Below are 22835 nucleotides of genomic sequence, written 5' to 3'. Positions count from 1 at the left end.
CCATTCAACAAGTGCCTCGGACCGAAAAGCGGATATCGCCTTCCGGTCCGATGTCAGGACCTTGTGCTCAGATCGCTTCGCGCGCAGAGGCACGGCAATCTAGCGCTTGCGCGGCAGGTCGGCCAGCATGCCGGCCGCCACCATCAGCTTCGGCAAGGTCAGGCCGGAGCTTGCGATCGCATTGACCGTGCTGCGGGTACGCTCCGCATCCTCGCCGCGCTCGGCGATCCAGCTCTCCAGCGTGCCCTGCCCCTTCGCGGAGGCCGAGACCTCCTGCGTCAGGTTGGACTGGGCGTCGTCGAGGGTCTCGATCGCCCGTTCGCGGGCGAGGCGCTCGTAATCGTCCGTCGCCGGCACGGCCGCGGCCGCCGCCTTCAGGCTCGACAGGCCGAACAGCGCGTCGATGCCGAAATGGATGCGGGCGACCTCGCCGATCTTGCGCTTGCCGCGCTCGGCGATGTCGACGATGTCGGTCGCCTCAGCCAGCGCCGGCAGGCTCGCGATGCGCGTGGCCAGAGCTTCCGGCACGCCCTCGGAGGTGAGCACCGCGATGCGTGCGAGCCTTGCTTGCGAGGCGGCTTCCGGCAGGAGCGAGCCGAGTTCGCCGGCCAGTTCCTTCACGCCCTTGGCATAGCGGGCGATGGTCTGCTCGATCGTGCCGGGCTTGGCGACGCCGCGCCGCAGGAACCAGCCCATGCGGTTGGTGACGAGTTCTTGCGCCGCACCATAGAGGCCGAGCTGGGTCTTGCCGGGGATTTTTGCATCGAGCGCGTCGATCTCGCCGTTGAGCGCGATGAGATCGAAGGAATCGCGCGCGATCGCATAGGCCGCCGCAATGGCCGGTGCGTCGGAGCGGGTCAGCGCTGCCAGCACCGGCACGAGGGCCGGGCCGCCGCGATTGACGATGGCGTTGGCGAGCTGCGTCGCCACGATCTCGCGGCGCAGCTTGTGGCTGGCGATCGCGTCCGGATAGGCCTCGCGCAGCGCCTTCGGGAAATAGCGGACGAGCTCGCTGGCGAGATACGGATCGTCCGGCACCGAGGATTCGAGCAGCGCGTCGTGCAGCGAGAGCTTGGCATAGGCGAGCAGTACCGCGAGTTCCGGCCGGGTCAGGCCTTCGCTGCGCTTCTCGCGCTCGGCGAGCTGGGCGTCGCTTGGCAGGTACTCGACCGAGCGGTCGAGCTTTCCGTCCTGCTCCAGCGTCTGCATCAGGAAGCGCAGGCCCGGCGTCGCGGCGGAGCCCTGCGCTTCGGTGAGCGAAAGCGCCAGCGTCTGCAGGTAGTTGTTGCGCAGGACGAGATCGCCGACCTCGTCGGTCATCGCCGCCAGCAATTCGTTGCGCTTGTCTTCCTTCAGGCGGCCGTCCTTCACGGGGCCTGCGAGCGCGATCTTGATGTTGACCTCGACGTCGGAGGTGTTGACGCCGGCCGAGTTGTCGATCGCGTCGGTATTGAGTTTGACGCCCTTGCGCGCGGCCTCGATGCGGCCGCGCTGGGTGACGCCGAGATTGGCGCCCTCGCCGATGACCCGCGTCCGGAGGTCGTTGCCGGTGATGCGGATCGCGTCATTGGCGCGGTCGCCGACCTGCGCGTCGGTCTCGTCGGAAGCGCGGATATAGGTGCCGATGCCGCCGAACCAGAGCAGGTCGACCCGCGCCTTCAGGATCGCCGTCATCAGCTCCGGCGGCGAGACCTCCTTCTTGTCGAGGTCGAGCAGCGCGCGCACCTCGGCCGAGAGCGGGATGCTCTTGGCCTGGCGCGAGAAGACGCCGCCGCCCTTCGAGATCAGGCTCTTGTCATAGTCGGCCCAGGACGAGCGCGGCAGGGCGAAGAGGCGCTGGCGCTCGGCCAGCGATTTCGCCGTGTCCGGATCGGGATCGAGGAAGATGTCGCGATGGTCGAAGGCCGCGACCAGCTTGATCGCCGGCGAGAGCAACATGCCGTTGCCGAAGACGTCGCCCGACATGTCGCCGACGCCGGCGACGGTGAAGGGCGTGGTCTGGATGTCGATATCGACCTCGCGGAAATGGCGCTTCACCGCTTCCCAGCCGCCGCGGGCGGTGATGCCCATGCCCTTGTGATCATAGCCCTGCGAGCCGCCCGAGGCGAAGGCATCACCGAGCCAGTGGTGCTTCTCCAGCGAGATCGCGTTGGCGGTGTCGGAGAAGGTCGCGGTGCCCTTGTCTGCGGCGACGACGAGATAGGGGTCGTCGCCATCATGGCGCACGGTATCCGGCGGCGGCACGATGGTCTCGCCGTCGAGATTGTCGGTGAGCTCGAGCAGGTTGCGGATGAAGATGCGGTAGCTCTCGGTGCCCTCGGCGAGCCAGGCGGCGCGGTCGGAGGCCGGCGGGAGCTGCTTCGGGAAGAAGCCGCCCTTGGCGCCGACCGGCACGATCACCGCGTTCTTGACCTGCTGCGCCTTGACGAGGCCGAGCACTTCGGTGCGGAAATCCTGCGGCCGGTCGGACCAGCGCAGGCCGCCGCGGGCGACCTTGCCGAAGCGCATGTGAACGCCCTCGACGCGCGGCGAATAGACGAAGATCTCGTAGAGCGGGCGCGGCAGCGGCAGGCCGTCGACCCTGGCGCAGTCGAACTTGAAGGTAATGGTCTGGCGCGGCTGGCCGTCCGGGCCGATCTGGAAGAAGTTGGTGCGTAGCGCAGCATCGACCAGGTTGACGAGGCGGCGCAGGATGCGGTCGTCGTCGAGGCTGGTGACGGCGTCGAGCGCCTGCTCGATCTCGGCATGTTTCTGGGCCATGCGCTGCTCGCGCTCAGCCGAGGGAACACGCGGGTCGAACTTGGCCGTGAAATAGGCGACGAGCCCGGCGGCGATGTCGGGATGGCGGGTCAGCGCGTCGGCGATATAGCCTTGGGCATAGGGCGCGCCGGCCTGACGCAGATAGCGGCCGAAGGCGCGCAGCAGCGCAGCTTCCCGCCAGGCGAGCCCGGCGACCAGCACGAGCTGGTCGAAGCGGTCGGATTCCGCGAGGCCGCGGAACTGCGCCATCAGCGCCGCCTCGATGGTCGGATCGAGATGCTCGATATCGATCTCGCCGTCGTCGGCGCGCTCCAGCGTCATGTCGTGCAGCCAGATGCGGACGGCGTCGCCATTTCCTTGCGGCATGACGTTGTAGGTCCGCTCGTTGACGACGCGGAAACCCATGTTCTCCAGCACCGGCACGCGGGCCGAGAGCGATATCGGCGCGCCGCGCGAGAAGACCTTGAGATTGGCGCGCTTGGCGTCGTCGCCCTCGCGTCGGTAGAGGTTGACGGCGCGGCCGCGCTCCGGCGTGAGCTGCTGGAGCATCTCGATATCGACGAGCGCATCGGCGGCTGAGAAGCGCTCGCGATAGGCGGCACCGAAGGCCTCGGCATAACGCTCGGCCAGTGCACGGGCGGCGGGGCCGGCCTTCTCCTGGTCGAGCACGTCCTTGAGCCCGTCGCCCCAGGTGCGGACGATGGCGCTGATGCCGGCTTCCAGCGTCGACCGCTCGACGCGCGGGGTTTTGCCCTCGTCGCGGCCGATGATGTAGTGGGTGCGCGAGAGCGGGCCCTCGGGATAGGCCGGATAGGCGGCCGAGAGGCGCCCACCATAGACCCGCGCCAGGAAGTCGCCGACGCGCAGGCGCACCGTGGTGTCGTAGCGATCCTTCGGGATGAAGACGAGGATCGAGACGAAGCGGTCGAACTCGTCGACGCGGGCGAGCGCGCGGATGCGCGGCCGCTCGGTGAGCTGGAGGATATCGAGCGCGAACTGCTCCAGCGTGGCGACATCGATCTGGAAGAGCTCGTCACGCGGATAGGCGTCGAGCACGTTCATCAGCGCGCGGCCGGAATAGCTCGCGGGGTCGAAGCCGATATTCTTGGCGACGCGCGCGACCTTGAGGCGCAGATAGGGGATGGCGCGGGCCGAGCCGGTATAGGCGTTCGAGGTCAGCAGGCCGACGATGCGCAACTCGCCGTCGAGACGCCCGTCCGGGGTGAACAGCTTGACGCCGACATAGTCGAGATGGACGCGTCGGTGGACGCGACTCTTGACGTTGGCCTTGGTGATGATGAGCGCCTGCGGCTTGGCCAGGAAGGAGCGCAGCTCCGGCGTGACCGTGACCAGCTCCCGGCCCTTGCGCAGGACCTTGACCGTGGGATCGCGCAGGATGCCGAGGCCAGAGCCCTCGATCGGATCGGCCGCGACGTCACCGCCGGGGAAGCGATAGGCGCGGATGCCGAGCAGGGTGAAATTGTCGCCTGCGATCCATTCGAGGAACTGCAGCGCCTCGTTGATCTCGTCTTCCGGCAGCGGCGGCGGATTGGCGCGATAGGCCTGGATCACCTCGGTGATGCGGCCGCGCATCGCGGCCCAGTCGTCGACGGCGAGCGCGACATCGGCATAGACGTGGTCGAGCCCGGCACGCAGCTTCTCGCGGGCTTCGGGCGTATCGATGCGCGGGACGTGGATGTGAAGCAGGCTTTCGCGGCGGGTGCCTTCGGGGGCGCGGCCGGCGGCCTCGCCGGCGAGCGAGGCGAACTTGCCCTTGGCGTCGCGGGCGACGGCCAGGATCGGGTGGGCGACGAGACGCGGCTCATGGCCCTGCTCCTGCAGTTCGGCGAGGGTCGAATCGAGCAGGAACGGCTTGTTGTCGTTGACGACCTCGAGAACGGTGAGCTGGTTCTTGCGCTCGCCCTCGCCGTATTCCTCGTCGCGGAAGCGCAGGTTGATCGTGTCGGGCTTGCGCGGCTGGGCGAGCTGCTCGAAGGCGGCGGCAGCGGTGCGGGCAAGCATCTCTGCCGGAAGGGCCTCGAGATCCTCGGCGACGGAACGACCAAAAAGCAGGCGGGGAAATTCGGCGGGCATCGAACTCTTCAGTCCGGTGGCTGCGGCCTCGATCGCTGCGATTGCACCCGCAGTCGCGTTCGTCACCCGTTTGCCCATGTCCCAACCCCAGTTGTTTTGCCGCAGCGATGACATAGGCTGCGGAGCCTTTCAACTTGCCGTGCCTGAAAAAGCGGCAAACTGACGCTGCCCCCGACTCGACAGGACACACCATGGCAACAAAGCATGACAAACCCAAGGTGGGAGAAGAGCCGGCGCGCCAGGATTCGCCGCCGGCCGTGATGGCGCTGGACCTGAAGCCGGGGGCGCTGTCGGCCGAAAACCAGGCCTATTTCGCGAAATGCCAGGAAAAGCTCGGCTTCGTGCCGAATGTCCTGACCTCCTACGCCCATGACGACGCCAAGCTCACGGCCTTCGCCGCCTTCTACAACGACCTGATGCTGGCGCCGTCCGGCCTGTCGAAGCTGGAGCGGGAGATGATCGCGGTCGCGGTCTCCAGCGTGAACCGTTGCTATTACTGCCTCACCGCCCATGGCGCGGCGGTGCGCCAGCTCTCCGGCGATCCGGTGCTGGGCGAGCTCATGGTGATGAACTACCGGGCAGCGGAACTCTCGGTGCGGCACCGCGCCATGCTCGATTTCTCGGTCAAGCTGACGGAGACGCCGCATCTGATCGGCGAAGAGGATCGCGAGGCGCTGCGCAAGGCGGGCTTCGGCGAGCGCGACATCTGGGATATCGGTGCCGTCGCGTCCTTCTACAACATGTCGAACCGGATGGCCTCGGCGGTCGATATGCGGCCCAACGCGGAATATCACGGCCAGGCCAGGTAAGGCGTGCCCACGTTTGTCATTCCGGGCTCTTCGCTCCGCGAAGCCCCGGAATGACACCGGTGATGCTGGAGCCCCAAAAGAAAAACGGCCGGCGCAATGCCAGCCGCTAGTTGGCCTCGACTCGGTGGCCCGGCTCCGCCCGAACTCCGGGGGGCTGGGGGGCTGACAAACCGGCGATCAGTGAAACCGGGCCGTCGAGGCAACGAAGGGAGTTGAACGTCGCAACTTGGCGCTCGCTTGGCGCGTTCGCGGCGAAAATGGGGCATTCTCTGACAATGGCCGACCCAGCGTGTGATCGCTCGCTGGCTTAGTCCCTTGCCAGCACAGGACCGCGGGCGCATCATCCGGGGATGATTTGGTGAGGCCCCGACAAGGGAGGCGCCATGAGCGAGAGCGAAACGCCACAACCGCAGGCCGCGAGCGCGGTTGTGAACTTCCCGGCGCCGTCGCGGCCGGCCACCGTGACCTTCGACCGGCGCGAGCTCAGCGAATTGCTCAATCTTTATGGCCGGATGGTCGCGGCCGGCGAATGGCGTGACTACGCCATCGATTTCCTCAAGGACAAGGCGCAGTTCTCGGTGTTCCGGCGCTCGTCCGAGATGCCGCTCTACCGAATCGTCAAGGATCCGGCCCTGGCGCGGCGGCAGGGTGCCTATTCGGTCGTCGCGGCGACCGGGCTGATCCTGAAGCGGGGTTCGGAGCTGTCGCGCGTGCTCAAGGTGCTCGACAACAAGCTCAGCGTCGTGAGCTAGCGCACCGATACGGCGCCGGATTCAGAACCCCGGCGGCGTGCGATCTCCCTCGCCCAGCTCCTTCTGCATCAGCATCTGGTCGAGCCAACGGCCATGCTTGAAGCCAACCTTTTCGGCGATGCCGATCAGGCGGAAGCCGGCGCGCTCGTGCAGGCGCCGCGAGCCGACCGAGGCGCCGGTGCCATCGCCGATCACCGCGATCATCTGACGGAAGCCGCGCTCGGTGCAGGCCTGCATCAGGGCGTCGAGCAGCAGGCTGCCGATGCCAAGTCCCTGCGCCGCGGGCGCGAGATAGATCGAGTTCTCGACGGTGGCGCGATAGGCCGGGCGCGGCCGGTAGGCGCCGGCATAGGCATAGCCGAGGAGTTCGCCGTCCCGCTCCGCGACGAGATAGGGATAGCCGCCAGCCAGGATCGCTTCGTAGCGCCGCTGCATCTCCGCTTGATCCGGCGGCTCCAGCTCCCAGGAGGCGGTTCCGTGCAGCACCGCATGGGCGTAGATCGCCGCAATGGCGGGGATGTCGGCGGGAAGGCCCGGGCGGATCGAAGGCGTCGTCATGCCCAAAGCATGAGCAATGTGCGTGCCAGAAGGGAAGGCTTAATTCGAGGGAAGATTTGGCCCAAAGAAAAAGCCCCGGCCGTGGGGCCGGGGCTCGTGCGCTCCCATTCAGGAGCCTGTCGTTCTCACTCGCGGTTGCCGATCAGCGAGAGCAGGAACTGGAACATGTTGATGAAGTTCAGGTAGAGCGACAGCGCGCCGTTCACCGAGAGCTTCGCAGCTTCCTCCGGGCCGAGCTCGGAGTAGAGATACATTTCCTTCAGGCGCTGGGTATCCCAGGCGGTCAGACCGGCGAAGATGCCGACGCCGACCAGCGAGATGACGAAGCCCAGGGCGCCCGAGGCCAGGAAGATGTTCACGATCGAGGCCAGGATCAGGCCGATCAGGCCCATGACCAGGAACGAGCCCATGCCGGAGAGCGACTTCGAGGTGGTGTAGCCGTAGAGGCTGAGGCCACCGAAGGCCGCCGCGGTGATGAAGAAGACCTGCACCACCGACGCGCCGGTGTAGCGGATCAGGATCGTCGACAGCGAGACGCCCATCACCGCCGCGAAGGCGAAGAACATCGTCCGGGCGGACGAGGCCGACATCTTGTCGGCGCGGAACGAGAAGAAGAAGATGAAGGCCAGCGGCGCCAGCGCGACCACCCACATCAACGGCGTGCCATAGAGCAGCTGGCCGAAGGAGGTGAGATAGGTGTTGCCGATCTTGGCGACGGCGTTGGCCTGATCGGTCACGGCCATCTTGTTGATGCCCAGCGCGAAGAGCGCCGAGATCGCAAGGCCGATCACCATGTTGTTGTAGACGCCGAGCATGAACGAGCGCAGGCCCTGATCCATCTCGACGGCGCTGGTCTGCTGTGCGCGGCCGGCACCCCAGACTGGAGCATTGCGGTCGAAGTTGCTCATTAAGAGAGTTTCCCCTGACGTAGTTTCGGACGACGGAGAGCGCGCAAGCGCCAGCCGTCCTCGCGCACGAAAGTCGCGATGACGGGAATATGGGCGGCTTTGCCGGTTCTTACAAGAGCCCGCCATGGTTAAGGCCGGACCCGGCATAGAAGTTCGGCGCTGCACACATGCAGAATTACAGGATTTTAATGTCTATCGAGAGTCGTTCTCAGATAGTCATCATAAATTCCTGAGATGAGAAGCCGGCGCTTTCGTTAGTATTTTTATCGTACCGACAAGCCCGAACAGGACGGTAACCCCGACGGCGGCAGTCGCAGCCAGTATAGCTCCTCTGGGATCACTGACGAACTCGATGCGCATCACTTGCGTGACGATGCCCCAGCCCGCCGCTGTACCCGCGAGAACGCCGAAGACGGCCGCGACGAAGCCGATGGCGGCGTATTCAAGGGCGTACGACGAAAGTATGAAGCGGCGGGTCGCGCCGAGCGTCTTCAGGATCATCGCGTCATACAGCCGCGCCCGCTGACCGGCCGCGAGCGCGCCGCCGAGCACGAGCAGGCTCGCTGCGATGGCGAGGCCGGAGGCGCCGCGGATCGCCATGGCGAGCTGGGCGACGATGGTGTTGACCGCTTCGAGCGCGTCCTTGACCCGGACTGCCGTGACGGCGGGGAAGTCGAGCGCGAGGCGCCGCATCAGCGCGGCGTCGGTCGCGCCCTTGCCGTCAGGGCTCGCCGCGATGGTGGCGAGATTGGTGTGCGGAGCGCCGGCGAAGGTGTTGGGCGAGAACACCATGACGAAATTGATGCCGAAGGAGCGCCAGTCGACGGTGCGGAAATTGGCGACGCGGGCGGTGATGTTGCGGCCGAGCACGTTGACGGTGAGCCTGTCGCCGATCTTCAGCCCGATGCCGGCTGCGTTCTGCGCGTCGAAGGAGACCAGCGGCTCGCCGCGATAATCGGCCGGCCACCACTCGCCGGCCGCGATGCGCGAGCCTTCCGGCAGCGCGGCGGCGTAGGTGATGCCGCGGTCGCCATCGAGCACCCAGGCGGATTGCTCGCTGGCCTTGATGTCCTCGGCGCGGGTCTGGTTCACCGAGACGATGCGGCCGCGCATCATCGGCACGCGCTCGGTCTTGGCGCCTGGCCGCTCGGCCGCGAGGAAGGCGTCGAAACGCTCGGAATCGCGGCTGGGTACGTCGAGGAAGAAGAAGCTCGGCGCCTTGTCGGGCAGGGCGCCGGTGAGCTGCCGGGTCAGGCTGACATCGATGAAGGACAGCGCCGAAAGCAGCGCGACGCCGAGGCCGAGCGAGAGCACGAGCGCCGGTGTCAGCGCGCCCGGGCGATGGCTGTTGGCCAGCGCCATGCGCAGGGCCGGCCGGCGCGGGCGCGGGATGCGGCGGGCCAGGGCCATCAGGCCGAGCGAGACGGCGCGCAGCAGCAGGAAGACGCCGAACATCACGCCGATATAGATCAGCGCGATCCGGCGATCATAGGCGAAGCCGATGGCGACGCCGGCGAGACCAGCGAGCGCCAGCGCGCAGAGGACGAGATAGATCGCGCGCGGACGGCGCGGATCGGGCTCGACCTTGTCGCGGAACAGGGCGGAGACCGGGACATCGTGGGCGCGCCCGAGCGGGATGATCGCGAAGACGAGCGCGGTCAGCAGGCCATAGAGCGCGGCGATGGCGAGTTCGCCCGGCGCCAGCGTCGGCTCGAACGGCACTGGCAGGATGCTCTGGACGATGGCGCCGAGGCCGAAGGGCGCCGCGGCGCCGAGCACGAGGCCGATGGCGGTGCCGATCGCGGCGACGAGCATGACCTCGGTCAGATGGATCGCGACGACGCGTCCGCCGGTGGCGCCGACCGCCTTCATCGTGGCGAAATCGAGCTTCTTGGCATCGACGAAGCGGCGCACGGCATTGGCGACTCCGACGCCGCCGACGAGCAGGGCGGTGAGGCCGACCAGCGTCAGGAACTGGGTGAAGCGTTCGAGATTGCGCTGAAAGCTCGGCGCGGCATTGGCGCGGGAGCGGATTTCCCAGCCGGCATCACGTTGCTGCGTGCCGGCATCCGCGATCAGCTTCTCAAGATCGGCGTCGCTCGTCGCAGTCGGCGGCAGCTGGAGGCGATAGGTCCAGCGAATCAGGCTGCCGGGCTGGATCAGGCCGGTCGCCCTCAGCGCGTCCTGCGACATCAGGAGACGCGGGCCGAAGCCGACGCCGGCCGCGATCTTGTCGGGTTCGGAGATGAGATTGGCGCGCAGCTGGATCTTCGCGCCGCCGACCGTGACGATATCGCCGGGCTTGAGATCGAGCCGGCCGAACAGGACGGGGTCGGCGACGGCGCCATAGGCGCCATCGCGCTGGTCGAGCAGGCCGGGCAATGGCGCTTGCGGGTCGGTCTCGACCGTGCCGATGCTCGGATAGGCCGCATCGACCGCCTTGATCTCGACCAGGGCCGCGCCCTTCTCGCCGGCATTGGCCATGCCGCGCATGGTCGCGATGCTGGAGACGGCGCCGCGTGCGGTCAGGAAGGCGAGCTCGGGCGGGGTCGCCTCGCGATGGATCAAGCTGAAGGCGGCGTCGCCGCCGAGGATGCGGCGGCCTTCGCGAGCGAGGCCCTCGGTCAGGCCGCGCGAGGCCGAGGCGACGGCGGCGATGGTCATCACGCCGAGCGCGAGGCAGGCGATGAAGATGCCGAAGCCGCGCAGGCCGGCCCGCAGATCGCGGATCGCGAGGCGCAGGACGAGACCGATGCCGGGGGCGCGGTAGGCCGGGCTTTGGGACGGCTTGACGGGTGCGTGCATCGTCAGGCGACCGCCGTCTCGGGCTCGGCCTCGATCACGCCGGAGCGCAGGCGGACGGTGCGCTCGCAGAGCGCGGCGAGCGAAAGGTCGTGGGTGACGAGCACGAGCGTGGCGCCGCGTTCGCGCTTCAGGGCGAAGATCAGGTCGACAATGGCGCGGCCGGTCGATTCGTCGAGATTGCCGGTGGGCTCGTCGGCGACGAGGATGGCCGGGTCCGGCGCGACGGCGCGCGCGATGGCGACGCGCTGCTGCTCGCCGCCCGAGAGCTGGGCGGGGTAGTGGTCCATGCGATGGCCCAGGCCGACATTGCGCAGTTCCGCTTCGGCGCGGGCGAAGGCATCCGTGTGGCCGGCGAGTTCCAGCGGCAGCGCGACGTTCTCGCGCGCCGTCATGGTCGGGACGAGGTGGAAGGACTGGAAGACGATGCCGATATGCCGTCCGCGAAAGATCGCGAGCCCGTCCTCGTCGAGCGCGCCGAGATCCTGGCCGGCGACCCGGACGACGCCCGAATCGGGGCGCTCCAGCCCGGCCATAGTCATCAGCAGGGTCGACTTGCCGGAGCCGGAGGGGCCGACGAGGCCGGTCGCCTCGCCATCGGTCAGCGACACCGAGACGCCCTTGAGGATATGGACGCGGGCGGCGCCACGCCCCAAACTCAGGTGGACATCCTGCAACTCGATTGCCGAAGCGGCCTTCTCGCTCATCACGCCATGATCCTGACTTACGGTTCCATCGCCAACCCCGTTCGCACTGAATCACGCCCCGAGCGGGGCGGAGCCACGGTGCTGCGTGGTCTGCGGCCATATGGGCGCGGATTCGCGCTTGTCCAATCGGTTGCGACGTTTTTCGTCGCCTTCCTGCTGCTTTTCATCGGGTCCCCTGACATGGCCGGCGCCCAGAATCCCCCGCCAGATTCCAGTGCCGGGCGCTCGTTGAAGCTCGTCGTCCTCGGCGATTCGCTGACGGCGGGCTACAACCTGCCGGGCAGTGCAGCCTTCCCGACCGTTCTGGAGCAGGCTTTGCGCCAGAAGGGCCTTGCTGTCGAAATCGTGAACGCCGGCGTCTCCGGCGACACGACGCAGGGCGGGCTCGAACGGCTCGACTGGTCGGTGCCCGATGGCACCGACGGCGTCATCCTCGAACTCGGCGCGAACGATGCCTTGCGCGGGGTGGACCCGGCTCTGACCCGGCAAAACCTCGAAGCGACCATCGCGCGCCTGACCGAGCGGAAGATCCCGGTGCTGCTGGCCGGCATGTATGCGCCGCGCAATCTCGGCGAGGATTATGCGAAACGCTTCGATGCGATCTATCCCGAGCTTGCGAAGAAGCACGGGCTGGTGCTTTACCCGTTTTTCCTGGAAGGCATCGCGGGTGACCGCGCCCTGAACCAGGCGGATGGGCTTCATCCCACGGCCGAAGGCGTCACCGTCATCGTCCGGACCATCCTGCCGACGGTCGAGCGCTTCATCGCCACCTTGCCGCCCAGGTCCTGATCCGCCTGCGGGTTCTCCGCGCGCGTATCCCCGATTCTTGCATTGCCGCCCGCCGGCCCCCGCTTCCGGAGTTGCTTCGCCATGGAATACCGCCGCCTCGGACGCACCGATCTCAAGGTCTCGGTGATCTGCCTGGGAACCATGACCTGGGGAGAGCAGAACACCGAGGCCGAAGGCCATGCCCAGATGGACCACGCCATCGAGCAGGGCGTCAATTTCTTCGACACCGCCGAACTCTACGCGATCCCCCCGAGGCCGGAGACGCAAGGCTCGACCGAGCGGATTATCGGCAGCTGGTTCAAGGCACGGAAGAACCGCGACAAGGTCATCCTGGCGTCCAAGGTCTGCGGGCGCGGCGGCAATACCTGGTTCCGCGACGACAAGAGCCCGACGCGGGTGACGCGCAAGCAGATCTTCGAGGCGGTCGACAAGAGCCTGCAGCGGCTGCAGACGGACTATATCGACCTCTACCAGCTGCATTTCCCGGAGCGGCCGATCCAGTGGGGCTCGAACCCGACACGCTTCTCCAGGGAAGCTTATGCGCGGGCCGCCGACGAGACCGATATCGCCGAACAGCTCGACGCCTTCGCGGACGTCGTGAAGGCCGGCAAGATCCGCCATCTCGGCCTCTCCAACGAGAGCGGCTGGGGCACGATGCGCTTCGTGACCGATTCGGAGGCACGTGGCACGCCGCGCGTGCAGTCGATCCAGAATGCCTACAACCTGCTGAATCGCACCTTTGAGACGGCTCTGGCCGAGATCGCGCTGCGCGAGGATGTCGGCCTGCTCGCCTATTCGCCGCTGGCGCAGGGTTATCTCACCGGCAAATATCTCGACGGCGCCCGTCCGGCGGGTGCGCGCACGACCCTGTTCGACCGCGGCCAGCGCTACCAGACGGAAGGCGCCGAGGCGGCGATCAAGCGCTATATCGCGCTCGCTCGCGAGGCCGGGCTGGACCCCGCGCAAATGGCACTCGCCTTCGTCAACAGCCGCTCCTTCGTTACCGCCAACATCATCGGCGCGACCACGATGGAGCAGCTCAGGACCGATATCGCCTCGATCGACGTGAAGCTCTCGCCCGAGGTCGAGGCGAAGATCGACGCGATCCATCAGCTCGTCGGCAATCCCTGCCCCTGATTCCGCATTCCCGACCCCATCGCGGGTCATCCCGGGCGACCATAGGTCGACCCGGGATCCATGCCTGAACCTCGATCGGGAGCGCTCCGGCATGGATCCCGGATCGGCGCCGCTGACGCGGCTTGTCCGGGATGACGTGGTGGGGATGAGTTACGATCACGGCGCAAAAACAATTCCCTTGAGCCGGCTTCCTGCTCTACCGTCTCGCCAGAGTCACAATCGCTTGGCAGGGATTCGCTCATGCCGAGGCTGTTCATCGCTCTGGAAATCCCTGCCGAGGTCGCGACCGGGCTGACATTGCATCGCGGCGGATTGTCGGGCGCGCGCTGGATCGAGCCGGCCGACTATCACATCACCCTGCGTTTCCTGGGCGATGTCGACCGCCGCATGGCGAACGATATCGACCATATGCTCTCCGACCTCACGGCCTATCCGTTCGAGGTGACGCTCGATGCGCTCGGCAGCTTCGGCGGCGACAAGCCGCGCGCGCTGTTCGCACGGGCGCAACCCAGCAAGGCCCTGACCGATCTCCAGGCCGATCTCGAACGGCAGATGCGCCGGCTCGGCCTGCCGGCGGAGGCGCGCAAATTCGTGCCGCATGTCACGCTGGCAAGGTTACGCGATACGACCCCCGTCGAGCTGGCGCATTTCCTCAGCCTGCATCCGATCATCAGGCCGTTCACCTTCACCGCGCGCCGCGTGGCCCTGATGTCCTCGCGCGATTCGATCGGCGGCGGCCCCTATGTGCTGGAGGCGGCCTACCCGCTCGGCCCCTCCTATCCGAATCGCCTGTCACGGGAGATGCGCCGATGACGCGGCCGAAGCGGCTCTCGCCCGAAGCGCAAGCCGAAGCCTTGGCGACGCTGACCGGCTGGAAGCTGGTGCAGGGCCGCGAGGCGATCAGCCGGCGTTTCGTCTTCCGCGATTTCAGCGAGGCCTTCGGCTGGATGACGCGCGTCGCCCTGCTCGCCGAGGCGATGAACCACCATCCGGAATGGTCGAATGTCTATCGCACCGTGGATGTCACGCTCGCGACCCATGATGCCGGTGGGTTGACCGAACTCGACGTCAAGCTGGCGCGCGCCATCGACGCGCTGGTGAGTTGAAGCGGTTCAGCCCTGAGGCTTCCAGCCGCAGGCCCCGAGCGCGGCCAGCATATGTGGCGGCGGCGGTGCCTCGACCGTTATCGGATCGCGCTTCTTGTAGAGCGGCACGGCGATCGCCCGTGCGTGAAGCTGGAGGCCCGGCCCGCCTTCGCGCGGGGCATCGCCGTAGATCTCGTCGCCGAGCATCGGCCAGCCCGAGGCCTGGCAATGAACGCGCAGCTGATGTGTTCGCCCGGTCAGCGGCTCCAGTGACATCCAGGCGAGCGGGCCATGTTCGCTCTCGCCACGACCGAGCACGCGATAGCGGGTCTGCGAGGGCAGGCCGGCGGGATCGACCTTCATCCACCAGCCGCGCTCCGGCGAGCGCTTGGCGAGGGGAAAATCGATCAATCCTTCGTCTTCCGCAGGGCTGCCCTGCACGATCGCCCAATAGGTCTTGTCGATGCGCCCGTCGCGAAACATCTGGTTGAGCTCGGCCATGGCGCGGGGATGCCGCCCGAGCACGAGGCAGCCGGACGTGTCCTTGTCGAGCCGATGGGCGGCTTCCGGTTTGCGTGGCAGGCCAAAGCGCAGCGCATCGAGATAATCGGTCAGGACCGGGATGATCCGGCGCTTGGCCTGCGGGCCGCGATGCGAGGGCAGGCCGGCAGGCTTATCGATGACGAGCATCATGGCGTCGCGATAGAGCAGCGGCACCGGCAGTTCGGCGTCGTCCTGCCCCGCAGGTTGCGAATTTTCTGGTCGGTCCGGCGTTGCCATGGCATTGCGCTAGCGAAGCCGGCCCGGTGGCGCAACCTTAGACAGCCGCCGAACCGAAGACAGGATGGCAATGAGCGAGACCGAACCGAAAAAGCGCGGCTTCTTTTCGAGGCTGTTCGGACGCGACGAGGAACCGGCCAAGCCGGCACCCACCCCGGAGACGGTGACCGAACAGGCCGTCGAGCCTGTCGAGGAGCTGAAGCCGGAGGTCGAAGAGGTTGCTCCTGCTCCGGTTGCCGAAACGGCGGCGCCTGCCGTCGAGACAGCTTTTCCCGAGCCTGTCACCCCGCCCGCTCTCGTCGAAAGCGATTCGTTGCCGGTCGAGCCGGAACCGGAACCCGCCGTCGCTCCGCAGCCCGCGCCGGTCGTCGTTCCTGAACCGACTCACGCTCCGGCGCCGCAGCCGAAGCGGAGCTGGTGGCGGCGGCTGACCGAGGGGCTGTCGCGGACGTCCTCGGCGCTGACGACGGGGATCACCGACCTTTTCACCAAGCGCAAGCTCGATGCCGGCACGCTGGAGGACCTGGAAGATATCCTGATCCAGGCCGATCTGGGGCTCGCGACATCAGCGAAGATCGCGAAAGCGGTCGGCGACGGGCGCTACGACAAGCAGATCGACCCGGCCGAGGTTAAGGCGATCCTGGCGCGCGAGGTCGAGTCGATCCTCGTGCCCGTTGCCCAGCCGCTGGCGATCGACGCCACGAAAAAGCCGTTCGTGCTGCTGATGGTCGGGGTCAATGGCTCCGGCAAGACCACGACGATCGGGAAGCTCGCCGCGAAATTCCGCAGCGAGGGCAAATCCGTGATGCTCGCGGCTGGCGATACTTTCCGCGCCGCCGCGATCGAGCAGTTGCGGGTCTGGGGCGAACGCACCGGCGCCGAGGTCGTCTATGGCCAGCAGGGCGCCGATGCGGCGGGCCTCGCCTTCGAGGCCTTGCAGAAGGCCAAGGCCAATGGCACCGACGCGCTGCTGATCGACACCGCCGGCCGCCTGCAAAACAAGCAGGGCTTGATGGACGAACTCGCCAAGGTCGTGCGCGTCATCCGCAAGCAGGACCCGAGCGCGCCGCATGCGGCCCTGCTCGTTCTCGACGCCACAGTCGGCCAGAACGCGATTTCGCAGGTCGAGGCCTTCCGCGAGACCGCGGGTGTGACCGGGCTCGTCATGACCAAGCTCGACGGCACGGCGCGCGGCGGCATCCTGGTCGCGCTGGCGGCGCAGTTCGGCCTGCCCGTGCATTTCATCGGCGTCGGCGAGAGCGTCGAGGATCTGGAGCCGTTTTCGGCGCGCGACTTTGCTCGCGCCGTGGCGGGATTGGGAGAGGCGGCGTGAGCGAGACGATGCAGCAACCGGCAGGCGCGGCGGAGAAGGGCAGGGCGGTCAATCCGCTGCTGAAGCTCGCGCTGGAATTCGGGCCGCTGGCGATCTTCTTCTTCGCCAATTCCTATGGCGACCGGCTGCTCGGCGTGGCCGAGGACCGGCGCATCTTCGTCGCGACTGGCATCTTCATCGCGGCATCGCTGATCGCGCTGGCCTTGTCGCGGGCGCTGATGGGCTATTTGCCGCGCATGGCGATCGTGAACGCCATCGTCGTCACCGTCTTCGGCGGTCTGACGCTGGCCCTGGACGATGCCTTCTTCATCAAGGTCAAGCCGACCATCGTGAACGCGTTGTTCGGCTCGGTCCTGCTTGGCGGATTGTTCTTCGGGCGCTCGCTGCTCTCGCTGGTGCTGGAGACGGTGCTGCAACTCGACGAGGAAGGCTGGCGCAAGCTGACCTTCCGCTGGGGCCTGTTCTTCTTCGTGCTGGCGGCCATCAATGAGGTGGTCTGGCGCACGCAGACCCAGGATTTCTGGGTTGCCTTCAAGGTCTGGGGCGTGATGCCACTGACCATGGCCTTTGCGCTGGCCCAGACGCCCTTGATCCTGAAGCACGAGATCAAGCCGGCGAAGGCCGAGGAATAGGTCGAGAATCACGACCTCTTGCCATTTGGCAAGATTATCTCCATTTTATGCCAAATGGAGAGCAATGTCATGACGGCCCTGCTGCGCATCGAGACGGCCCAGCGCGATTTCGTCCCCGACCCGATCACGGATGACGAGGCCGCCGCGATGTTCCGCGCGGCGGTGAACCTGTTCCGGCTCTGGCGGATCACCGACGAGGAAGCGGCGGTGCTGATCGATCTGCCGGTCAGGAGCTACCGGCGCTGGAAAGCCGGCGAGATCGGGCGCATCTCGCGCGACGGCAAGGCCCGACTTTCGAACCTGATGGGCATTCACAAGGCGCTCACGCTGATCTTCACCGAGCCGCAGCGCGGCTATGACTGGATCAAGCGGGCCAACGCCGATTTCGGCGGCAGATCGGCTGTTGATGTCATGCTCGGCGGCGAATTGACCGATCTGATGCGGGTGCGCCGCCTGCTCGATGCCGAGCGGGGCGCCTGGTGATCGATCCGGCGAGCCTGCCGGTCGCCGAGATCGCATGGCGCGGCGCGGTCCGGATCATCCGCAGCATCTTTCCGCCGATCGACCTGTTCGAGGATATCGCCGACCCCGCCGATTGGCCGCTCCTGATCGCGGCCGAGCAGAAGACCAATCCGCGCCTGATGGAGACGATCGGCAATCTCGATCTCGTGCCGGCGGAGCGGCGCGTGTCGGGGCCGGGTGCAAGCTGGCTGATGGCGCCCTTCACCCATGTCAGCCCGGACCGGCCGAGCCGCTTCAGCGATGGCAGTTTCGGCGTGCTCTATGTCGGGAATCGCTTCGAAGTGGCGCTGCTGGAGACGATCCACCACCACGCCCGCTTCATGTTGGCGACGTCACAATCGCCGGGCTGGACCTCGCAATTCCGCGAGGTTGTGCTGGAGGTCGATGCGGAGCTTCACGATATCAGGCCGCTCGGGGCCGAAGCCGCTCCCGTACTCGATCCAACCGACTATGCCGCGAGCCAGACGCTCGGCATCGGCCTGCGGGGGCTCGGCTCGGCCGGCATCGCGTATCCCAGCGTGCGCTGCCCCGGCGGCGAATGCGCCGGGCTGTTCTATCCCGACGGCGCGAGTCGCCCGGTTCAGGGCCGGCATCTCGACTATCACTGGAATGGCGAGCGCGTGGACCTCTACCGGGACCGCAGCGCCGGCGAGGTCTATCGCATCGTCTGAGCCTATTTCGGCGCGAGACGGATCGCGCCGTCCAGCCGGATCGCGGTGCCGTTCAGCATGTCGTTCTCGATGATGCTGCGGGCGAGCGCGGCGTACTCCGCCGGGCGGCCGAGACGCGAGGGATGCGGCACCGAGACCGCGAGCGAGGCCTTGGCATCGTCGGGGAGGCCGGCGAACATCGGGGTCTCGAACAGGCCGGGCATGATCGTGACGATGCGGATGCCGACACCGGCGAGATCGCGCGCGATCGGCAGGGTCATGCCGACGACGCCGGCCTTGGAGGCGGCATAGGCGGCCTGGCCGATCTGTCCGTCCTCGGCCGCGACCGAGGCCGTGCAGATGATGACGCCGCGGCTGCCATCCTCGGTAACCGGATCGAGCCCGGCCAGTGCCACGGCCGATTTGGCGATGACGCGGAAGGTGCCGTTCAGGTTGATCGCGACCGCCTTCTCGAACGTGGCGAGGTCATGCGCGACGAGCTCGCCGGTGTCGCGCTTCTTCGAGACGACGCGGCGGCCGGGCGCGATGCCGGCGCAGTTGACGATGATGCGGGCGACGCCATGGGCGGCACGCGCCTTGGCCAGCGCTTCATCGACCGAAGCCTCGCTGGTGACGTCGCAGAGGGCAAAGACGCCGCCGATTTCCTTCGCGAGGGCCTCGCCGCGCTCGGCATTGAGGTCGAGCAGCGCGACCTTGACGCCCTGGCCCGCCAGCATGCGCGCGGTCGCCTCGCCGAGGCCGGAGGCACCGCCGGTGACGATGGCGGCGAGGGAGGAATCGAGTTTCATGGCGCGTTTCCCGTCAATCTTGTTCTGACAGCCGGTTTAGAGGGCGTTTCGCGTCGCTCCAAGCGGGTTTTCGGAACCACCTCTTGTGCAGGATTGCGCCGGGGCCATCTTTCAACATGGCGCTTCGATAGGAAGCGCGCGATCATCGGCATCACCCGATGCTTGGGAGAGAGACAGGGATGAGCGAGGGGTTCAGCGCAAGCTTCAGCCGCGAGGAGATGGAGGCGATCCGCAAGAGCCTGCGCGACGAGGCGAAGTTCGGCGCCGATTTCATGGCCAGGCTGAAGCGCGTCGCGAAGCGTATTCCGTTTGCGGAGGATCTGCTGGCCGCGTGGTTCTGTGCGCGCGATCCGGCGACGCCGCGGCGCGTGCGGATGACGCTGCTTGCCGCACTCGGCTATTTCGTGCTGCCGATCGATGCGCTGCCGGACATCATGCCGCTGCTCGGCTTCACCGACGATGCGGCGGTGATCGCCGCTGCCATCGCGGCCGTCGCCGGCTCGATCACGATCGAGCATCGCGAGCGGGCGAAGAAGGCGATGGCGGAGCTCTGAGGCTCCGTCACAGCGTCAGGACGATCTTGCCCTTCGCCTTGCGGTCGGCAATCAGCGCATAGGCTTCGGTCCAGCGCTCCAGCGGGATCGTGGCATGGACATGGGCACGGATATGGCCGCCCGCCGCCCAGTCCAAAAGCCGCTCCATGTTGCGGCGATGGCCGGCGGGATCGCGCCGCACGAAATCACCCCAGAACACGCCGCGCAGGTCGCAACCCTTCAGCAGCAAGAGATTGAGCGGGATCTTCGGGATTTCGCCGCCGGCGAAGCCAACCACGAGATAGCGCCCCTCCCAGGCCATCGAGCGCAGGGCCGGCCCGGCCAATTCGCCGCCGACCGTATCGTAGAGCACGTCGACGCCGCGGCCTTCGGTCAGCTTCTTCAGTTCGGCGCGGATGTCGTCGCGCGCATAGTCGATCTCCTCCTGTGCGCCATGCTCGCGGGCGAGCGCCAGCTTGTCGGACGAGGAGGCGCAAGCGATGACATGGGCGCCGAGCAGGGCGCCGATCTCGACCGCAGCGAGTCCCGCCCCCCCGGAGGCGCCGAGGACGGCGAGCGTCTCGCCGGCTTTCAGTCCGGCACGCTGGATCAAGCCATGCATCGCGGTGCCATAGGTCACGAAGAGGCCGGCCGCCTGCGCATCGTCGAGCCGCCCGGGAATGCGGATGAGCTGATCGGCGGAAACCGCGACCTTTTCGCGGGCCGCGCCATAGCCCAGCCAGGCTGCGACGCGTTCGCCCACCTGCCAGCCGGTCACGCCCTCGCCGATGGCGGCGATGGTGCCGGCGCATTCGGCCGAGGGCGAGAACGGGAAGGCCGGCTTGGTCTGGTAGCGGCCCTGGATGATCAGCGTATCGAAGAAATTGAGGGCGGCGGCCTTAACCGCGATGACGACCTCGCCGGGGCCGGGCTCCGGATCGGGCAGGTCGCGGATCGCCAGTTCCTCGGCCGGGCCGTGATGGTCGCAGAGCAGGGCCTTCATCGTTGATCCGCCTTCGTCGTCAACGGTTCCGATTCTGGCACGGCCGGAGGCGGCACGGAACCGCCCCGTCATCATTCGTATTTTCGCCAGGATCGTGACACTCTATGCCGCCGTCCCCGCGTGAGCGCGCCTGATCAACAGGTGGTAAACGCGGTATTAAGTTTTTTAGTGACTGATGGCGGTCCATGATCAGCTCGTTCCTCCGCGCCTCCCGCGCCGCTGCCCTCCGTTCCGCGTTTGCTGCAACGCTCGCAGCGGGCGGCATCGCCGTTCTGTCGCTGCCGACAGGCGCGGCCGCCCAGCAACGCGCCAAGCCGAAGCCCGCCGCAACGGCGGCCGCCAGCTCCGGCCAGGGCCAGGCGATGCTGCTGGAAAGCGCCGGCAAGTGGCAGGCCTTCTCCTCGCAGCAGGGTCGCTCCAAGGTCTGCTACGCCCTGTCCAAGGCCGAGACCCGCATCCCCGCCAATCTCAAGGATGTCGAAGGCCTGCTCTTCGTCTCCAGCCGGCCGGGCGAGGGCGTGCGCAACGAGATCAGCTTCGTGATGAATTTCGATCTCAAGGAAGGGGTCGAGCATCAGGCGATCATCGGCAACGAGCGCTTCGCGCTGGTCGCCAAGGGTCAGAACATGTGGCTGAAGAACCCGGCCGAGGAGCCGCGCATGCTCGACGCTCTGCGTCGCGGCTCCGGGCTGGAGATCAAGGGCACCTCCAAGCGCGGCAACCCGACCAGCGACAAATACTCGCTCGCCGGCATCAGCCAGATCGTGAAGCGGGCCGAGGACGCCTGCAAGTAAGGCTGAAAGGCTCCACGCCGTCATCCCGGTTCTCCGCTTCGCCGCGGCTGGGATGATCTGCGTGGAGGGCGGATTTCCGCTTTCGCCCGAATTGTGCTAGGGAGCTGCGAAATCCCGCGCCTTCCCCGATGGGCGACGACAGAGCTCCGATGACCGCATCCGTTCCCGCTACCGCCGCTCCGGCGGCCGAACCCGTTTTGCGACGCCCCTCGCTGGTCGGGCGCACCCGCGCCGGCCTGACCGAGGCCCTGGCCGAGATCGGCGTGCCCGAGAAGGAGCGGCGCATGCGCGTCGGCCAACTCTGGAACTGGATCTACCATTACGGCGTGCGCGAATTCGACGCGATGACGACGATCGGCAAGGGGCTGCGCGGGCAGCTCGCCGAGCATTTTTCGCTCGATCTGCCGACGGTCACGGCCGAGCAGGTCTCGACCGACGGCACCCGCAAATGGCTGATGCGCATGCCCTCGACCGGCCCGCATGATCGCGGCGCCGAGATCGAATGCGTCTATATTCCCGAGGTCGATCGCGGCACGCTCTGCGTTTCCAGCCAGGTCGGCTGCACGCTGACCTGCACCTTCTGCCATACCGGCACGCAGCGCCTGGTGCGCAACCTCAAGACCGAGGAGATCGTCGCCCAGGTGATGGTGGCGCGCGACCGGCTCGGCGATTTCCCGAACCGCAAGGCGCCGGATGGCGCCTTCGTGCCGAATGATGGCGGGCGCTTCGTCTCGAACATCGTCTTCATGGGCATGGGCGAGCCACTCTACAATTTCGACGGCGTGCGCGACGCGATCGGCGTGATCACCGACGATCAGGGCCTGTCGCTCGGGCGCCGCCGCATCACGGTCTCGACCTCGGGCGTGGTGCCGCAGATCGGGCCGCTCGGCGAGGAGATGGGCACGATGCTGGCGATCTCGCTGCATGCGGTGCGCGACGACCTGCGCAACGAGCTGGTGCCGCTCAACAAGAAATACCCGATCAAGGACCTGCTCGACGCCTGCCGGAACTATCCGGGGCTCTCGAACGCCAAGCGCATCACCTTTGAATACGTCATGCTCAAGGGCGTGAACGATTCCGATGCCGAGGCGCGCGAGCTCGTCCGCCTGCTCAAGGGCATCCCGGCCAAGATCAACCTGATCCCGTTCAATCCCTGGCCCGGCACCAAATACGAGTGCTCGGACTGGGACCGGATCGAGCGCTTCTCCGAGATCGTCTTTCGTGCCGGCTATGCCTCGCCGGTGCGCACGCCGCGCGGGCGCGACATTCTCGCCGCCTGCGGCCAGCTCAAGAGCGAGACTGAGAAGCTCTCCGCCCGCGCTCGCCTGATGCTGGACGAGGCGCAGGCCGACGCTCCCGCTGTGGCGGCGGAGTAAGC

General features: G+C 67.1%; 21 protein-coding genes. 13 read left to right on the top strand and 8 right to left on the bottom strand.

Annotated features, from left to right (window positions below):
- Positions 1-99: 99 nt before the first annotated feature.
- Entirely contained in the window at positions 100-4932 is a 4833-nt protein-coding gene (locus NUV79_RS21575) for an NAD-glutamate dehydrogenase (RefSeq protein ID WP_374679312.1), read from the bottom strand.
- Between the two features lie 182 nt (positions 4933-5114).
- Here NUV79_RS21575 and NUV79_RS21570 point away from each other — a divergent pair, with 182 nt between their 5' ends.
- Together NUV79_RS21570 and NUV79_RS21565 are read left to right on the top strand one after the other, a co-directional pair.
- A complete protein-coding gene (locus NUV79_RS21570; RefSeq protein ID WP_257735131.1) occupies positions 5115-5663 on the top strand; it encodes a peroxidase-related enzyme in 549 nt (182 codons plus the stop codon).
- Positions 5664-6046: 383 nt separating this feature from the next.
- Entirely contained in the window at positions 6047-6415 is a 369-nt protein-coding gene (locus tag NUV79_RS21565; RefSeq protein ID WP_257735120.1) for a DUF2794 domain-containing protein, read from the top strand.
- A gap of 21 nt (positions 6416-6436) precedes the next feature.
- Here NUV79_RS21565 and NUV79_RS21560 read toward each other — a convergent pair whose 3' ends face one another.
- The 4 genes from NUV79_RS21560 to NUV79_RS21545 all read right to left on the bottom strand — a co-directional run bounded on the left by NUV79_RS21560 (position 6437) and on the right by NUV79_RS21545 (position 11390).
- The gene (locus tag NUV79_RS21560; protein ID WP_257735119.1) at positions 6437-6973 is read right to left on the bottom strand and encodes a GNAT family N-acetyltransferase; all 537 of its coding nucleotides are present in this window, start codon (positions 6971-6973) and stop codon (positions 6437-6439) included.
- Between the two features lie 125 nt (positions 6974-7098).
- The gene (locus NUV79_RS21555) at positions 7099-7881 is read right to left on the bottom strand and encodes a Bax inhibitor-1/YccA family protein (RefSeq protein ID WP_257735118.1); all 783 of its coding nucleotides are present in this window, start codon (positions 7879-7881) and stop codon (positions 7099-7101) included.
- A 219-nt stretch (positions 7882-8100) separates the two neighbouring features.
- Positions 8101-10686 (bottom strand): ABC transporter permease, encoded by a 2586-nt coding sequence (locus NUV79_RS21550; RefSeq protein WP_257735117.1) that lies wholly within the window; start codon positions 10684-10686, stop codon positions 8101-8103.
- A 2-nt stretch (positions 10687-10688) separates the two neighbouring features.
- Positions 10689-11390, bottom strand: a complete 702-nt coding sequence (locus NUV79_RS21545; protein ID WP_257735116.1) for an ABC transporter ATP-binding protein — start codon at positions 11388-11390, stop codon at positions 10689-10691.
- 180 nt (positions 11391-11570) lie between these two features.
- Between NUV79_RS21545 and NUV79_RS21540 the strand changes: the two genes are divergently transcribed.
- From NUV79_RS21540 to NUV79_RS21525, 4 genes are all read left to right on the top strand, one after another.
- Positions 11571-12179 (top strand): arylesterase, encoded by a 609-nt coding sequence (locus tag NUV79_RS21540; RefSeq protein WP_257735115.1) that lies wholly within the window; start codon positions 11571-11573, stop codon positions 12177-12179.
- 81 nt (positions 12180-12260) lie between these two features.
- A complete protein-coding gene (locus NUV79_RS21535) occupies positions 12261-13316 on the top strand; it encodes an aldo/keto reductase (protein WP_257735114.1) in 1056 nt (351 codons plus the stop codon).
- Between the two features lie 240 nt (positions 13317-13556).
- Positions 13557-14129 (top strand): RNA 2',3'-cyclic phosphodiesterase, encoded by a 573-nt coding sequence (gene thpR / locus NUV79_RS21530; protein ID WP_257735113.1) that lies wholly within the window; start codon positions 13557-13559, stop codon positions 14127-14129.
- Complete coding sequence (locus NUV79_RS21525) at positions 14126-14422, top strand: 4a-hydroxytetrahydrobiopterin dehydratase (protein ID WP_257735112.1); 297 nt, start codon at positions 14126-14128, stop codon at positions 14420-14422. Before thpR ends, NUV79_RS21525 begins: the two co-directional genes overlap by 4 nt.
- Before the next feature lie 6 nt (positions 14423-14428).
- Here NUV79_RS21525 and NUV79_RS21520 read toward each other — a convergent pair whose 3' ends face one another.
- A complete protein-coding gene (locus NUV79_RS21520) occupies positions 14429-15181 on the bottom strand; it encodes an RluA family pseudouridine synthase (RefSeq protein WP_374679311.1) in 753 nt (250 codons plus the stop codon).
- A 70-nt stretch (positions 15182-15251) separates the two neighbouring features.
- On the opposite strand from NUV79_RS21520, the gene ftsY reads away from it, so the two are divergent.
- The 4 genes from ftsY to NUV79_RS21500 all read left to right on the top strand — a co-directional run bounded on the left by ftsY (position 15252) and on the right by NUV79_RS21500 (position 18339).
- Entirely contained in the window at positions 15252-16514 is a 1263-nt protein-coding gene (ftsY, locus tag NUV79_RS21515) for a signal recognition particle-docking protein FtsY (protein ID WP_257735111.1), read from the top strand.
- 8 nt (positions 16515-16522) lie between these two features.
- Positions 16523-17146 carry a septation protein A gene (locus NUV79_RS21510; RefSeq protein ID WP_257735129.1) on the top strand — a complete coding sequence of 208 codons (624 nt, stop codon included), beginning with the start codon at positions 16523-16525 and terminating at the stop codon, positions 17144-17146.
- Positions 17147-17215: 69 nt separating this feature from the next.
- Positions 17216-17629: an MbcA/ParS/Xre antitoxin family protein gene (locus NUV79_RS21505; RefSeq protein WP_257735110.1), complete on the top strand. Its 414-nt coding sequence runs from the start codon at positions 17216-17218 to the stop codon at positions 17627-17629.
- The gene (locus NUV79_RS21500; protein ID WP_257735109.1) at positions 17626-18339 is read left to right on the top strand and encodes an RES family NAD+ phosphorylase; all 714 of its coding nucleotides are present in this window, start codon (positions 17626-17628) and stop codon (positions 18337-18339) included. The genes NUV79_RS21505 and NUV79_RS21500 overlap by 4 nt, the downstream gene beginning before the upstream one ends.
- 2 nt (positions 18340-18341) lie before the next feature.
- On the opposite strand, the gene NUV79_RS21495 is transcribed toward NUV79_RS21500, so the two are convergent.
- Positions 18342-19127: an SDR family NAD(P)-dependent oxidoreductase gene (locus NUV79_RS21495; RefSeq protein ID WP_257735108.1), complete on the bottom strand. Its 786-nt coding sequence runs from the start codon at positions 19125-19127 to the stop codon at positions 18342-18344.
- A 218-nt stretch (positions 19128-19345) separates the two neighbouring features.
- Here NUV79_RS21495 and NUV79_RS21490 point away from each other — a divergent pair, with 218 nt between their 5' ends.
- Positions 19346-19681 (top strand): YkvA family protein, encoded by a 336-nt coding sequence (locus NUV79_RS21490; protein ID WP_257735128.1) that lies wholly within the window; start codon positions 19346-19348, stop codon positions 19679-19681.
- Between the two features lie 7 nt (positions 19682-19688).
- Here the strand turns inward: NUV79_RS21490 and NUV79_RS21485 are convergent, their stop codons facing one another.
- Positions 19689-20663 (bottom strand): NADPH:quinone oxidoreductase family protein, encoded by a 975-nt coding sequence (locus NUV79_RS21485; protein WP_257735107.1) that lies wholly within the window; start codon positions 20661-20663, stop codon positions 19689-19691.
- A 185-nt stretch (positions 20664-20848) separates the two neighbouring features.
- Here NUV79_RS21485 and NUV79_RS21480 point away from each other — a divergent pair, with 185 nt between their 5' ends.
- Together NUV79_RS21480 and rlmN are read left to right on the top strand one after the other, a co-directional pair.
- The gene (locus NUV79_RS21480) at positions 20849-21457 is read left to right on the top strand and encodes an invasion associated locus B family protein (RefSeq protein WP_257735106.1); all 609 of its coding nucleotides are present in this window, start codon (positions 20849-20851) and stop codon (positions 21455-21457) included.
- 149 nt (positions 21458-21606) lie between these two features.
- The gene (gene rlmN / locus NUV79_RS21475; protein ID WP_257735105.1) at positions 21607-22833 is read left to right on the top strand and encodes a dual-specificity RNA methyltransferase RlmN; all 1227 of its coding nucleotides are present in this window, start codon (positions 21607-21609) and stop codon (positions 22831-22833) included.
- Positions 22834-22835 lie beyond the last annotated feature (2 nt).

The organism is Allobosea sp. 47.2.35 (assembly GCF_024655635.1).
Lineage (GTDB): Bacteria > Pseudomonadota > Alphaproteobacteria > Rhizobiales > Beijerinckiaceae > Allobosea.
Note: the sequence above shows the minus strand (reverse complement) of the source record. Positions and strands in the feature narration are given on the sequence as shown.